This window comes from Pseudomonas citronellolis (assembly GCF_900112375.1).
In the GTDB taxonomy this organism is placed as follows: Bacteria; Pseudomonadota; Gammaproteobacteria; order Pseudomonadales; family Pseudomonadaceae; genus Pseudomonas; species Pseudomonas citronellolis.
The window spans coordinates 33,986-47,860 of record NZ_FOLS01000046.1 but is presented as its reverse complement, the minus strand read 5'-3'; the positions used below and the strand labels follow the sequence as shown (position 1 = coordinate 47,860).

Genomic DNA, 13,875 nt, shown 5'->3' with positions numbered 1-13,875 from the left:
TGCTCTTCGTAGGAGCGAGCTTGCTCGCGAACCCCGCAGTCACTGGGTTATTCCCCTTCGGGCCAGCGCAAGCGCTGTTCGCGATGGAGCCGCGTCCCGCGTTCGCGGGAATGACGGGGTGGGGTTAGGCGTTTTCAGGATGACTCAGGATTCTCTCCTCGCTCAGGACAGCCCCCTCTCCCGCTTGCGGGAGAGGGCTGGGGAGAGGGCGCTCTTTGCAGAGCCCCAACCTCTGCCGCAACCCCGTCGGAAATCCGTAGGGCGCATAACACCTACGGCGTTATCCGCCGAATCGCGGACAGAGTCCGCTCCTACGGTTCAGGGAAGCACGGGCGTAGGAGCGGACTCTGTCCGCGATTGGATTCCCCGGCCACGCCGAACGTCCCGGTAGCACGGCCAACGGCGGATAACCGCGAACGGTTATCCGCCCCACGTCTCGGAACAGTCGTTCAGGCGCTGCGCGCCAGCTCCAGCGCGGCCTCGGCGGCCACTTCGCCGATCACCAGGATGGCCGGGCTGCGCAGGCCGAAGGCGCTGGCGTCGTCGAGCATCGCGCCCAGGCTGCTGCGACACTCGCGTTGCTGCGGCAGCGAGGCGTTCTCGATCATCGCCACCGGCATGCTCCGGCGCATCCCGCCCGCCAGCAGGCCGTCGCGGACTTCCGCCAGGCGCGCCACGCCCATGTAGACCACCAGGGTGGTGCCGGCCTGGGCCAGCGCCGGCCAGTTCGGTTCGCTGTCGTCCTGGGTGTGCGCGGTGACCAGGCTTACGCCGCGGCTGATGCCGCGCAGGGTCAGGGGTATGCCGCAGGAAGTGGCGGCGGCCAGCCCGGCGGTGATGCCGTTGACCAGCTCGCAGGCGATGCCGCGGGCCTCCAGCCAGGCCGCTTCTTCGCCGCCACGGCCGAAGATGCACGGATCGCCGCCTTTCAGGCGCACCACGCTGAAGCCCTGGCGGGCGTAGCGCAGCATCAGGCGCTGGATGAAGTCCTGGGGCGTGGAGCGGCAGCCGCCGCGCTTGCCCACGCGCACCACCCGCGCCGCCGGGCAATGTTCCAGCAGTTGCGGGTTGACCAGGTCGTCGAGCAGCACCACCTGGGCGCCGGACAGGGCGCGCACGGCCTTCAGCGTCAGCAGCTCCGGGTCGCCGGGACCGGCGCCGACCAGCCAGACTTTTCCACTCATCTTCTCTCTCCTCAGGCGTTGGCGGCGAGGGCGCCGGCTTCGCTGGCCAGCAACCGCCGTATTTCGGGAACGCAGGAACCGCATTGAGTGCCGCAGCCCAGTTCGCGCTTCAGGCCGTCCAGGTCCAGGCCCTGGGCGATGCCTTCGCGCACCTGGCTCAGGCGCACGTTCCTGCAGTTGCACAGGGTCTTGTCGCTGGCCGCGGCGACCTGCGCGCCGGGCGGGGCGAGCAGTTTGCGGCGCAGGTCGGCGTCGCTTTCGCCGGACAGCCACAGCGCCTTGAGCCAGTCGCTGGCGATGCCGCTGCCGGCCAGGCGCAGGCCGGCGATGCGGCCGTCTTCCAGGCGCACCCGCTTGCCCTGGACGCGGCGTGGGTCGTCGTAGGCCAGCACCGGGCCTTCGAGCAGATCGAGCAGCGCATCGACCTGCTGCAGCCAGGCGGCGTCCGGCGCCGCGCCGGCGGCGGCGCGCACCTGCAGGGCAGGGCGCTCGCGGCCGGCCAGGGTGAAGCTGGCGTAGTCCAGGCCGTCGAACAGCGGGCGCAGCGCCTCGAAACGTTGTTGCAGGTCGCCCTCGACCAGCGCGTAGAACTGCCAGGGCAGCGCCACGGCGGCGACTTCCACGCTGGCGTGCTTGAGTTCCGGTTGCCGCGACAGAGGGTCGACGGCCGGCAGGGTCAGGGCGTTCACCCCCAGGCCCTTGAGGAAGCGTTCGCCCCAGTGCATGGGCAGGAAGGCCTGGCCGGGCAGCAGGCCGTCGTCGGCCTGCACCGGCAGCACCAGGCTGCCGCGGCGGCTGCTCAGGCGCACCAGCTGGCCGTCCTCCAGGCGCCGCCGGCGCAGTTCCGCCGGGTGCAGGCCCAGGCAGGCTTCCTCGACGTGGCCGAAGGCGCTGGCGGCGGTGCCGGTGCGCGTCATGCCGTGCCACTGGTCACGCAGCCGGCCGGTGTTGAGGGTCAGCGGGAAGCGCGCCTCGCGGCGTTCCTTCGGCGCGCGGTAGGCCTCGGCGATGAAGCGGGCGCGGCCGTTGGCGGTGGCGAAGTTGCCGTCGGCGTAGAGACGCTTCAGGCCCTGGCTGGCGCCCTCGGGCAGCGGCCATTGCTGCGGGCCGCGCGCATCCAGCAGGGCGTAGCTGATGCCGCCCATGTCCAGGTCGCGGCCCTGGGTGAGCGGGCGGTATTCGTCGAACAGCGCCTGGGGGCCGGCGAAGTCGAACAGGCTCGGTCGGCCGGGGCGCAGGCGGCGTTCCAGGCGGCGGGCGAAGTCGCAGGCGATGGACCAGTCGGCGCGGGCCTCGCCGGGGGCCGGCACGGCACGGCGCACGTGGCTGACGCGGCGCTCGGAGTTGGTCACCGTGCCTTCCTTCTCGCCCCAGCTGGCGGCCGGCAGCAGCAGGTCGGCGTAGCGGCAGGTCTCGCTGGTGGCGAAGGCTTCCTGCACCACCACGAAGGGGCAGGCGGCGAGCGCCTCGCGGACCTGCGCCTGGTCCGGCAGGGATTGCGCGGGATTGGTGCAGGCGATCCACAGCGCCTTGATGCGCCCGTCGCGCACTGCATCGAACAGCTCGATGGCGGTCAGCCCGGGCTGCTCCGGCAGCGCTTCGACGCCCCAGTACCGCGCGACTTCGGCGCGGTGCGCGGCATCGCCGGCGTCGCGGTGGCCGGGCAGCAGGTTGGCCAGGCTGCCGGTTTCGCGGCCGCCCATGGCGTTGGGCTGGCCGGTGAGGGAGAAGGGCCCGGCGCCGGGGCGGCCGATCTGCCCGGTGGCCAGGTGCAGGTTGATCAGCGCGCTGTTCTTGGCGCTGCCGGCGCTGGACTGGTTCAGGCCCATGCACCACAGCGAGAGGAAGCTCGGTGCGCGGCCGATCCACTCGGCGCAGCGCTGCAGGTCTTCCACGGCGATGCCGCAGATGCCCGCCACCGCCAGCGGGCCGTAGTCGCGCACCAGGTTCTTCAGTTCGTCGAAGCCCTGGGTGTGCGCCTCGATGTAGGCGCGGTCCGCCCAGCCTTCCCAGAGCAGCAGGTGGAGGATGCCGTGGAACAGCGCCACGTCGGTGCCGGGCTGGATGGCCAGGTGCAGGTCGGCCAACTCGCAGGTGTCGGTGCGCCGCGGGTCGATGACGATCACCTTCATCTGCGGCCGCGCCGCCTTGGCCGCCTCCAGGCGGCGGAACAGCACCGGGTGGGCGTAGGCCATGTTGCTGCCGGCGACCAGCACGCAGTCGCTCTGCTCCAGGTCCTCGTAGCAGCAGGGCGGGGCGTCGGCGCCGAGGCTGCGCTTGTAGCCGACCACCGCCGAGGACATGCACAGCCGCGAGTTGCTGTCGATGTTGTTGCTGCCGACCAGAGCGCGGGCCAGCTTGTTGAAGGCGTAGTAGTCCTCGGTCAGCAGCTGCCCGGAGACGTAGAAGGCCACGCTGTCCGGGCCGTGCTCGCGGATCGTCTCGGCGAACACCCCGGCGGCGTGCTCCAGGGCGCTGTCCCAGTCCACCCGGCTGCGCGCCAGCTGCTTGCCCAGGCGCAGCTCGGGATGCAGCGCGCGGGCGGCCAGGTCGCCAGTGAGGTGCAGGCTGGAGCCCTTGCTGCACAGGCGGCCGAGGTTGGCCGGGTGGTCCGGGTCGCCGCGCACGCCGAGGATGCGCTCGCCGTCGTGCTCGATCAGGACGCCGCAACCCACGCCGCAATAGCAGCAGGTGCTGGCGGTGACTTGGCGTTGGCTCATGGGGCTCTCCCGTGTCGCGGCCGCGTCAGGCGCAGGCGGCCAGGTCTTTCAGGGCCAGCAGCACGCGGCCGTTCTCCACCTTCACCGGGTGGCGGTGGGCGCAGCCGACGTCCGGGGCCACGGCGTTGCCGCTGTCCAGCTCGATCTGCCAGTTGTGCAGCGGGCAGGCCACGCGCTTGCCGAAGATCAGGCCCTGGGACAGCGGCCCGCCCTTGTGCGGGCAGCGGTCGTCGAGGGCGAAGACTTCGTCGTCGGCGCTGCGGAACAGGGCGATGTCGCCGCGCGGCGCGGCGATCACGCGCGAGCCCAGCGGCTGGATGTCTTCCAGGGCGCAGATGTCTTGCCAGTTCATGGTGTTCTCCCCAGGCCGGTCAGGCGCTTTCCAGTTGTGCGAGCGGGATGCGTTCGAATTCCTTCTTCAGCCGCGGCTGCTCGATGCGCTGTTGCCACGGGTCCTGCTCCAGCGACAGGGCGTACTGCAGGCGCGCGTTGAGCGCCTTGCGGTTCTCCGCGTCCTCCAGCACGGCCTTCCTGATGTGCTCCATGCCCACGCGCTGCAGGTAGTGCACGGTGCGCTCCAGGTAGAAGGCTTCCTCGCGGTACAGCTGGAGGAAGGCGCCGCTGTACTCGCGCACTTCGTCCGAGGTCTTGAGCTTGACGAAGAACTCCGCCACCTCGGTCTTGATGCCGCCGTTGCCGCCGATGTACAGCTCCCAGCCGGAGTCCACGCCGATGATGCCGATGTCCTTGATGCCGGCCTCGGCGCAGTTGCGCGGGCAGCCGGAGACGGCGAGCTTGACCTTGTGCGGCGACCACATGTTGAACAGGTCGTGCTCCAGGTCGATGCCCAGCTGCGTCGAGTTCTGCGTGCCGAAGCGGCAGAACTCGCTGCCCACGCAGGTCTTCACGGTGCGGATGGACTTGCCGTAGGCGTGCCCGGAGGGCATGTCGAGGTCCTTCCAGATCGCCGGCAGGTCTTCCTTCTTCACTCCCAGCAGGTCGATGCGCTGGCCGCCGGTGACCTTGACCATGGGCACGTTGTACTTGTCGGCGACGTCGGCGATGCGCCGCAGTTCGGCCGGGTTGGTCACGCCGCCCCACATGCGCGGCACCACCGAGTAGGTGCCGTCCTTCTGGATGTTGGCGTGGGCGCGTTCGTTGATCAGGCGCGACTGCGCGTCGTCCTTCGCCTCGCCCGGCCAGGTGGAGATCAGGTAGTAGTTCAGCGCCGGGCGGCAGGTGGCGCAGCCGTTGGGCGTGCTCCAGTCCATGAAGCGCATGGCCTCGGCCATGGAGGTCAGGTGGTGCTCGCGGATGGCCTTGCGCACCTGGCCGTGGTTGAGTTCGCTGCAGCCGCAGATGGCCTTCTCGCTCTTCGGCTTGACGTCCGCCGCGCCGCCCACGGTGCTGATCAGGATCTGCTCCACCAGGCCGGCGCAGGAGCCGCAGCTGCTGGCCGCCTTGGTGTGCCTCTTCACCTCGTCGACGCTGAACAGGCCGTTTTCCTGGATGGCCTTGACGATGGTGCCCTTGCACACGCCGTTGCAGCCGCACACCTCGGCGCTGTCGGGCATGCTCGCGGCGCTGCTCTGGCCCTGGTGGCCGGCGTCGCCCAGGCTGCTTTCGCCGAACATCAGGTGGTCGCGGATCTGCGCCACGTTGTGGTTCTCGCGGATCTGCCGGAAGTACCAGCCGCCGTCGGCGGTGTCGCCGTACAGGCAGGCGCCGACCAGCACGTCGTCCTTGATCACCAGCTTCTTGTAGACGCCGCCGATGGGGTCGGAGAGGGTGATGGTCTCGGTGCCTTCGCCGCCCATGAAGTCGCCGGCGGAGAACAGGTCGATGCCGGTGACCTTGAGCTTGGTCGAGACCACCGAGCCCTTGTAGCTGGCGAAGCCGAACTGGGCCAGGTGGTTGGCGCAGACCTTGGCCTGCTCGAACAGCGGCGCCACCAGGCCGTAGGCGATGCCGCGGTGGCTGGCGCACTCGCCGATGGCGTAGATGCGCGGGTCGTAGGTCTGCAGGGTGTCGTTGACCAGGATGCCGCGGTTGCAGGGGATGCCGGACTTTTCCGCCAGCTCGGTGTTGGGGCGGATGCCGGCGGCCATCACCACCAGGTCGGCGGCCACCACGTCGCCGTCCCTGAACTGCACGGCGCAGACGCGGCCGTCGCCGTTGTCCATCAGCTCGTCGGTGACGGTGTTCAGGCGGAAGCGGATGCCGCGCGCCTCCAGGGCCGATTGCAGCAGCTTGCCGGCGGTGCGGTCGAGCTGGCGCTCCAGCAGCCAGTCGGCGAGGTGCACCACGGTGACGTCCATGCCGCGCTGCTTGAGGCCGTTGGCCGCCTCCAGGCCGAGCAGGCCGCCGCCTATCACCACCGCGTGGCTGTGGCGCTTCGCGGTGTCGATCATGGCCTGGGTGTCGGCGATGTCGCGGTAGCCGATCACGCCCTCCAGGCGGTTGCCCGGTACCGGCAGGATGAAGGGGTTGGAGCCGGTGGCGATGACCAGGCGGTCGTACTCGGCCTCGCTGCCGTCGGCGGCGTAGACCTTGCGCTGGCGGCGGTCGATCTTCACCACCTTGCGGTCGAGCAGCAGGCGGATGCCGTTGTCGGCGTACCAGTTGAGGTCGTTGAGGACGATGTCCTCGAAGGTCTGCTCCCCGGCCAGCACCGGCGAGAGCAGGATGCGGTTGTAGTTGGGGTGGGGCTCGGCGCCGAACACGGTGATCTCGTAGAGGTCCGGGGCGATCTTCAGCAGTTCCTCGAGGGTGCGGATGCCGGCCATGCCGTTGCCGATCAGGACGAGCTTGAGCTTCTTCATGGGAGGGCTCCAGGAATCACGGAAAACAAAAAAGGCGTCCCGCCGGTTGCCCGGCGAGGACGCCTTTGTCCAAGTCCCGATCGATCGGGAAGTGCGAGCCTCTTCGTTGAGGGACGCGCTTTTGTAGATTGTTGCCAGTGCTCTTGCAGGTGCCGTGCCAGGTCGTCGGCGCGCGGATTCAGCGGGGTTTCGCGGTGCTGCCGGGGTTTTCCTGCACCGTGATGAGGCGGGCGGGTTCGAACTGGTGCGTGCTCAGTGGCGCAGCAGCCAGGCCAGCAACGCCAGGTTGAGCAGCAGCGAGGCCAGCGCCAGGCCGCGCCAGAAGCGCAGCGGCTCGCGTTCCAGCAGCGGCCGCGGGCGGCTGGCCAGGCCGGCCTGGCGTTCGCCCTGTTCCAGCGCCAGCAGGGCTTGCTCGGCGGTCTCGAAGCGCTGCGCCGGGTCGGCGGCCACGGCGCGCAGCAGCCAGGCGTCGAGCCAGGCCGGCAGGTCGGGGCGGTAGCGGCTGGCCGGCGTCGGGCTGCCGAAGCGCGGGTGCTGGAAGGCTTCGATTTCGCCGTAGGGGTAGCGTTCGCAGAGCAGGCGGTAGAGGGTGACGCCGGCGGCGTAGAGGTCCTGGTGCGGCTCCGGGGCGGCGCCCTGGAAGCTTTCCGGGGCCAGATAGGAGGGGGTGCCGGGCAACTGGTGGGCTTCGTCGCCGGACAGGCCCGGGCAGTAGGCCAGGCCGAAGTCCAGCAGGCGCAGCTCGCCGTCCTCGCCCAGGTGCAGGTTCTCCGGCTTGACGTCGCGGTGCAGGATGTTGCGCCGGTGCAGCTGGCCGAGGGCATGCAACAGGCGCGGCGCCAGGGACTGCCATTGGGCCAGCGGCAGGGGGCCTTGGCGCAGGCGTTCGGCCAGGGTCTGCCCGGGGTATTCGCGCATCACGTAGTACAGGTGCTGGCGTTGCGGCAGGCCGTGCAGCTCGGGGAAGTGGCGGCCCTGCACGCGGCGCAGGAACCATTCCTCCAGCAGCAGGGCCTGGCTGGCCCGCGGCTCGTCGTGCAGCGCCGGCGGCAGCGTCTTCAGCAGCCAGGGGCGTTGCTGGGCGTCGCGCACGCGGTAGATCAGCGATTGCCGCGACTGCGCCAGGCGGCCCTCGACCTGCCAGCCCTCGAACATCTGGCCTTGGCGCAGTTCCGGCGGCAGCGGCCAGTGTTCCAGTTGCGCCAGGGTGTCGCCCAGGCCGCTGGCGGGCAGGGCGTCGATGCGCACCAGCAGGGCGCTGGCGTTGTCCTGGCTGCCGGCCAGGTGCGCGGCCTTGACCAGGGCCTCGGCGGCGCCCCGCGGTTCGCGGGCGTCGGCGAGGATACGGCGGATGCCGGCGTCGCCCAGGGTGGCCCAGACGCCGTCGCTGGCCAGCAGGAAGCTCTCGCCGTCCTGCAGTTCGCCGTCGCGGTAGTCCACCACCAGGTGCTGGTCCAGGCCCAGGGCGCGCTTGAGCACGTGCTGCATGCCCGGCTGTTCCCAGACGTGGTCCAGGGTCAGGCACTCCAGCTCGCCGTCGCGCCAGCGGTACAGGCGGCAGTCGCCGACGTGGGCGAGGGTGAAGCGCCGGCCGCGCAGGACCAGCGCGGTGAGGGTGGTGAGCAGCGGCTGGCCGCCGCCGTTGGCCTGCAGCCAGCGGTTCTGCGACAGCAGTAGGCGGTCCAGGGCCTGGGCGATGGCCCAGGTTTCCGGGGTGGCGTAGTAGTCGCTGGCCAGCGCCTGCACGGTCAGGCGCGCGGCCAGGCCGCCATCGGCGCACTGGCTGACGCCGTCGGCCAGGGCGAACAGGTGGCCCTTGCTGGCGGCCAGGTCGGCGGGCGGGGTGACTACCCGCAGGGCATCCTGGTTCTCCGTGCGCGGGCCGGTGGCGCTGGCTTGGGCGATGGTCAGTTGCAAGGTCATGGGGGCTGTGTGCTCTTCGTAGGAGCGAGCTTGCTCGCGAAGGGGGTTGGGCTGCGGTGAATCAGGTTGACTCCGCGCCCTCACCCCAGCCCTCTCCCAGAGGGAGAGGGGGCCGTTCGGAGGGGGCTGGGGGACCGTCTTCATCCTTTCACCTCGTCATTCCCGATCCGCCTTTTCAACGGCGGATAACCGCGAACGGTTATTCGCCCTATGTTCCCGCGTTCGCGGATGAGGAGTATCAGGATGACTCCAAACTCCCCACTCGCTCAGGACAGCCCCCTCTCCCTTCAGGGAGAGGGTTGGGGAGAGGGCGCTCTTGGACCCAGCACCTACACCCCAGGGAGCCTTCAAACCCGCGCCGCAGTCACCGCAGCACTGCCCCAGGTAGTACGCCACCGCCGCTTCACGCCATGCAGGCCGAACCAGGCCAGCACGCCGAGGGCGGCGAACAGCCACAGGCCCAGCTGGTAGTCGCCGCTGGCCTGCTTGATGGCGCCCAGGCCCGCGGTCAGGCAGAAGCCGCCGATGCCGCCGGCCATGCCGATCAGCCCGGTCATCACCCCGATGCTCTGGCGGAAGCGCTGCGGCACCAGCTGGAACACCGCGCCGTTGCCGGCGCCCAGGCTGAGCATGGCGGCCACGAACAGGCCGAGGGCGGCCACCGCGTTGGGCAGGTGGAAGCCGACCGCCGCGATGCACACCGAGGCCACCGTGTACATCGCCAGCAGGCTGCGGATGCCGCCGATGCGGTCGGCCAGGGCGCCGCCCAGCGGGCGCATCAGGCTGCCGGCGAAGACGCAGGCGGCGGTGTAGTAGCCGGCGGTGACCGGGTCCAGGCCGTACTGGTCGTGGAAGTAGCCGGGCAGGGTGGCGGCCAGGCCGAGGAAGCCGCCGAAGGTCACGCTGTAGAAGAACATGAACCACCAGCTGTCGCGGTCGCCCAGGGCCTTGAGGTAGTCGCCCAGGGATTTCGGCGCCGGCCGCTCGGGGGCGTTGCGGGCGAGCAGGGCGAACACCACCAGGGTCAGCAGCAGCGGGATCAGGGCGAAGCCGAAGACGTTCTGCCAGCCGAAGGCCGCCGCCAGCACCGGGGCGAACAGGGCGGCGAACACGGTGCCGGAATTACCCGCGCCGGCGATGCCCATGGCCTTGCCCTGGTGCTGCGGCGGGTACCACTGCGAGGCCAGCGGCAGGGCCACGGCGAAGGAGGCGCCGGCCATGCCCAGCAGCACGCCGAACAGCAGCGCCTGCTCCAGGTTGTGGATGCCCAGGCTCCAGGCGCCGGCGAGGCTGGCGATGACGATCACCTGGCCGAACAGGCCGGCGCGCTTGGGCGACCAGCGGTCGGCCAGCAGGCCCATGACGAAGCGCAGCAGCGCGCCGGAGAGGATCGGCGTTGCGACCATCAGGGCGCGCTGCTGGGTGGTCAGCTGCAGGTCGGCGGCGATCTGCACGGCCAGCGGGCCGAGCAGGTACCAGACCATGAAGCTCAGGTCGAAGTAGAGGAAGGCGGCGAACAGCGTCGGCGCGTGGCCGGCTTTCCAGAAGCTGGTGTTCATGGAGGGTACCTCGTCAGCAACGGTAGAGGGGGTCGTGGCGCCGCCGTCAGCGGCGGTCGCGCGTCTCGTTCAGGTCCCGCACACCCCTGCGCCGGGGTGAAACGAAAAAGGCGCCGCTCCGCGCACTACCCCGGGGGGGGGGGGGCAGGTGCGGATGCGACGCCTTTGTCGTGTGAATGGGGGATCGCCGTTGATCGCCACCGCAGGTGCCACAGCAAGGGCCGGGCCAACCGCGCAGATGGCGTGGAATCGGTACCTGGCCGGCGAAACCGGCCCATGGGCGAACCAGAAAGGGGCGCCGGGGCGGGCCCGGTGCCCGCCGATGGGGCGCTTCAGTCCACCCGGTTGACCGCGGGGAAGGCCGTCTTCATGGCCTCGGGCATGGGCACCACCTTGCGCTGGCGGTAGTCGAAGAACACGAAGCCGGACTTGGCCATGGCCACCAGGGTGGCATCGGCCGGGCGGGTGATGCGGAAGATGATGTCGCCGCCGTACCTGTTGAAGTCCATCACGCCCACCTCGAACAGCAGGCGGTCGCGGGCGTGGGCCTCGGCGCGGTAGGTGGTGGCCAGGTCGGTGACGATGATGCCGACGCCGTCCGCGCCGACGCCCTCGCTGATGCCGAAGTCGAACAGGAAGCGCGCGCGGGCCTCGGAGATCATCGAGATCATGGAGTCGTTGCCCAGGTGGCGGGCGCCGTTGATGTCGGTGACGCGGACGGTCAGCTGGGTCTGGTAGCAGAACAGTTCCTCGGGGAACTGCAGGTCGAGGCGGGCCATGGGTACCTTGCGCGAAGCGGTGGAAGAGGGGGCCGATTCTAGGCCCTGGCGGCCCGCCCGGGCAGCCTGCCGGTGGGTGATTTCAGCGGTGGGCGATGTTGATGTGGTAGAAGGTCACCCGCGCGCCCTCGTCGCTGGGGCCATAGTTGTCGGCGATGTAGGCGCCGGCCTTGAAGTACAGCAGCTGTTTCGACCAGGTGCTGCTGAGCGCCTTGCTGTAGTAGTTCTCCGCGCCGTCGGCGCTGCGCGCGCGGATGCCCAGGTTGCCCGAGGAGGTGACGCGCAGGCTGTAGGTGACGCGCTCGCCCAGCTGCACGCCGTTGAGCAGGGGCACGTTGACCACCGCGGAGTCGTCGGGGTGGTTGCGCACCAGGGCCTCGATGCGCCCGCTCTCCTGGCCGGGGATGTAGTGGTACTGCAGCTTGACCAGCGGCTCGCCGTCGTTGCTGTAGGGCGACTTGCTGTGGATCTGGCCGATGATCACCTTGTTCTTCGACGGCACCTGCTCCACCGCCAGGGTGGCGCGCAGTTCGTTGTCGGCGGCGCGGTAGTACCAGTTGTAGATGGAGCCGTCGGGCAGCGTCTCGCGCAGTTCGCTGCGCGGGAACACGCTGTCGGAGGTGTGCGAGCCGGTGACCGGTACCCAGAAGGTCATCCGCGCGCTGTTGCGGGTGAAGAAGTGGCTCTGGTAGCCGCGGGCGATCTGCTGGGTGGTGACCTCGGTGGGCCTGGGGTCGGTGGGAACGCTGAGGTTCCAGGTACTGATGTCGAGCATGGGTGCCTCTGCTGGGCCGGCTTGGCGGCGCTGACGGGTGGGCGTCCGGGGGCCTGGCCAGGCGCGCCCACTGCGGGCTTCCGCGCGGGCGGCGGAAGCGGATCCTGGCCCCGCCATGGCGGCGGGGCGGCGGCAGCATAGGCCGCTTCGCCCGCGGGCTGGGCCAGCAGTGGCGCTGGCGCGATGATCGCGCGGTGCCGCCGCTGGCCACTGGCCGCGGCTCAGTGGCCCAGCATCTCGTGCATCGCGATGATCTGCTCGGCCACCTGCACCAGCTTCTGCTGGCGGCTCATGGCCTGGCGGCGCATCAGGGTGTAGGCCTCTTCCTCGGGGCAGTCCTTCATCTTCATCAGCAGCCCCTTGGCCAGCTCGATGCGCTTGCGTTCCACCAGCTGCTGCTCGCGGGCCTGCAGCTGGGCGCGCAGGGCCTGGTCGCTCTCGAAGCGGGCCATGGCCACTTCGAGGATCGGCTGCAGGCGCTCGGCCTGGATGCCTTCGACGATGTAGGCGCTGACCCCGGAGCGGATGGCCTGGCGCATCACCTGGGGGTCGTGCTCGTCGGTGAACAGGACGATGGGGCGGGGCTGGTCGCGGCTCACCAGCACCACCTGTTCCAGCACGTCGCGGCCGGGCGAGGCGCTGTCGATGAGGATCACGTCCGGGTGCAGGGCCTGGACCCGCGCCGGCAGGTCGACGCTCAGGCCGGATTCGTCGAGCACTTCGAAACCGGCCTCGACCAGTGCGGCGCGCAGGCGCCCGACCTTGCTGGCGGTGTCGTTGATCAGCAGGATGCGCAGCATCTTCGCAGCTCCCTCAGGCGTCGTTCAGGGCGTGCAGGGCGAAGCCGCAGGCATAGCCGGCGGGGTCCGTGCCATCCCAGGGCTTGCCGTCGAGCAGCGTCGAACTGCGCAGGCCGCGCTCGTCCACGGCGATGCCCAGGGCCTGGGCGGCTTCGCGGTACAGCGCCTGCTGCTGCACCTGCCCGGCCACGGCGAGGTAGTCCGGCTCACCGCGCAGCAGGCCCCAGCGGCGGAACTGGGTGATGAACCACAGGCCGTCGGACAGCCAGGGCTGGTTGGCCCGCCCGGCGTCGTGGAAGCGCAGCGGGTGGGCGTCCTTCCAGGCGTGGCCGAGGCCATCCTGGTAGTGGCCGAGCAGGCGCGGCTCGATGCTCGACAGGGGCGCGTCGACGTAGTCGCTGCCGCTGATCAACTGGGCGGTGCCGCGCAGGTTCGCCTCGCTGGCCTCGATGAAGCGGCTGGCGTCGAGCAGGGCCATGACCAGGGCGCGGGCGGCGTTGGGGCATTCCTCGACGAAAGCGCGGGTGGCGCCGAGGACCTTTTCCGGGTGGTCCGGCCAGATGGACTGGCTGGTGGCGACGGTGAAGCCCATGCCTTCGTCGATGGCCAGGGCGCCCCAGGGCCCGCCGGCGCAGAAGCCGTCGATGCGCCCGGCGCGCAGGTGCTCGACCATCTGCGCCGGCGGCACCACCAGGGTGTCGACGTCCTGCAGCGGGTGGATGCCCAGGCTGGCCAGCCAGTAGTAGAGCCACAGGGCGTGGGTGCCGGTGGGGAAGGTGTGCGCCAGGGTCAGCCGCGCGCCCTGGCCCAGGACCAGCTGGCGCAGGGCATCGGCGCTGGTCACGCCGTCGCGCTGCAGGGCGGCGGAGAGGTTGATCGCCTGGCCGTTCTGGCACAGGCCCATGAGCACCGCCATGTCGGTGGCCGGCACCCCGCCGATGCCCAGCTGCACGCCGTAGACCAGCCCGTACAGGCAATGGGCGGCATCCAGCTGGCCGCCGAGCAGGCCGTCGCGGAGCATGGCCCAGGAGCCCTGGCGGTGCAGGTTGAGCGTCAGCCCGTAGGGCTGGGCGAAGCCCTGGGTGGCCGCGACTATCAGCGAGGCGGCGTCGCTCAGGGCCATGAAGCCCAGGTCGAGCACGCTCTTTTCTGGTGCATCGGAACCCGCGACCCAGGCCAGTGGGTGCAGTTTGGCGGTCATGTCGGTCATCGCTACCTCGGGGCAAAAAGGCGCCGCTTCGCGCCGCGTCGGGCGGGCGAAGGGACGCCGGTGTCGGTGGACGACCCGCCGTTGGGCCGTGCCACAGAAGCTC

10 protein-coding genes are annotated in these 13,875 nt (G+C 70.4%); all 10 read right to left on the bottom strand.

Annotated elements, in window-relative coordinates; all coding sequences use genetic code 11:
• Positions 1–449: 449 nt before the first annotated feature.
• Positions 450–1,184: a uroporphyrinogen-III C-methyltransferase gene (gene cobA / locus BM060_RS29730; protein ID WP_074985802.1), complete on the bottom strand. Its 735-nt coding sequence runs from the start codon at positions 1,182–1,184 to the stop codon at positions 450–452.
• Positions 1,185–1,195: 11 nt separating this feature from the next.
• Positions 1,196–3,904, bottom strand: coding sequence for a nitrate reductase (locus tag BM060_RS29725; RefSeq protein WP_074985799.1), 2,709 nt, complete (start codon positions 3,902–3,904; stop codon positions 1,196–1,198).
• A 25-nt stretch (positions 3,905–3,929) separates the two neighbouring features.
• The gene (gene nirD, locus BM060_RS29720; protein WP_074985796.1) at positions 3,930–4,256 is read right to left on the bottom strand and encodes a nitrite reductase small subunit NirD; all 327 of its coding nucleotides are present in this window, start codon (positions 4,254–4,256) and stop codon (positions 3,930–3,932) included.
• Between the two features lie 19 nt (positions 4,257–4,275).
• Positions 4,276–6,726, bottom strand: coding sequence for a nitrite reductase large subunit NirB (gene nirB, locus BM060_RS29715; protein WP_074985794.1), 2,451 nt, complete (start codon positions 6,724–6,726; stop codon positions 4,276–4,278).
• 252 nt (positions 6,727–6,978) lie between these two features.
• Positions 6,979–8,649 carry a bifunctional protein-serine/threonine kinase/phosphatase gene (locus BM060_RS29710; RefSeq protein WP_074985792.1) on the bottom strand — a complete coding sequence of 557 codons (1,671 nt, stop codon included), beginning with the start codon at positions 8,647–8,649 and terminating at the stop codon, positions 6,979–6,981.
• Positions 8,650–8,996: 347 nt separating this feature from the next.
• On the bottom strand, positions 8,997–10,208 hold the full coding sequence (locus tag BM060_RS29705; RefSeq protein WP_009618741.1) for a nitrate/nitrite transporter: 1,212 nt from the start codon (positions 10,206–10,208) through the stop codon (positions 8,997–8,999).
• A 332-nt stretch (positions 10,209–10,540) separates the two neighbouring features.
• Positions 10,541–10,987, bottom strand: a complete 447-nt coding sequence (locus BM060_RS29700) for a thioesterase family protein (protein ID WP_043318175.1) — start codon at positions 10,985–10,987, stop codon at positions 10,541–10,543.
• A gap of 82 nt (positions 10,988–11,069) precedes the next feature.
• On the bottom strand, positions 11,070–11,762 hold the full coding sequence (locus tag BM060_RS29695; RefSeq protein WP_074985789.1) for a polysaccharide lyase family 7 protein: 693 nt from the start codon (positions 11,760–11,762) through the stop codon (positions 11,070–11,072).
• Between the two features lie 221 nt (positions 11,763–11,983).
• Positions 11,984–12,562, bottom strand: a complete 579-nt coding sequence (locus BM060_RS29690) for an ANTAR domain-containing response regulator (RefSeq protein ID WP_074985786.1) — start codon at positions 12,560–12,562, stop codon at positions 11,984–11,986.
• A gap of 13 nt (positions 12,563–12,575) precedes the next feature.
• On the bottom strand, positions 12,576–13,772 hold the full coding sequence (locus BM060_RS29685) for a CmpA/NrtA family ABC transporter substrate-binding protein (protein ID WP_135499853.1): 1,197 nt from the start codon (positions 13,770–13,772) through the stop codon (positions 12,576–12,578).
• Positions 13,773–13,875 lie beyond the last annotated feature (103 nt).

Bases quoted from the DNA above. Each gene is read 5' to 3' on its own strand.
- cobA (WP_074985802.1), bottom strand. From the start codon at position 1,184: ATGAGTGGAAAAGTCTGGCTGGTCGGCGCCGGTCCCGGCGACCCGGAG.
- BM060_RS29725 (WP_074985799.1), bottom strand. From the start codon at position 3,904: ATGAGCCAACGCCAAGTCACCGCCAGCACCTGCTGCTATTGCGGCGTG.
- nirD (WP_074985796.1), bottom strand. From the start codon at position 4,256: ATGAACTGGCAAGACATCTGCGCCCTGGAAGACATCCAGCCGCTGGGC.
- nirB (WP_074985794.1), bottom strand. From the start codon at position 6,726: ATGAAGAAGCTCAAGCTCGTCCTGATCGGCAACGGCATGGCCGGCATC.
- BM060_RS29710 (WP_074985792.1), bottom strand. From the start codon at position 8,649: ATGACCTTGCAACTGACCATCGCCCAAGCCAGCGCCACCGGCCCGCGC.
- BM060_RS29705 (WP_009618741.1), bottom strand. From the start codon at position 10,208: ATGAACACCAGCTTCTGGAAAGCCGGCCACGCGCCGACGCTGTTCGCC.
- BM060_RS29700 (WP_043318175.1), bottom strand. From the start codon at position 10,987: ATGGCCCGCCTCGACCTGCAGTTCCCCGAGGAACTGTTCTGCTACCAG.
- BM060_RS29695 (WP_074985789.1), bottom strand. From the start codon at position 11,762: ATGCTCGACATCAGTACCTGGAACCTCAGCGTTCCCACCGACCCCAGG.
- BM060_RS29690 (WP_074985786.1), bottom strand. From the start codon at position 12,562: ATGCTGCGCATCCTGCTGATCAACGACACCGCCAGCAAGGTCGGGCGC.
- BM060_RS29685 (WP_135499853.1), bottom strand. From the start codon at position 13,772: ATGACCGACATGACCGCCAAACTGCACCCACTGGCCTGGGTCGCGGGT.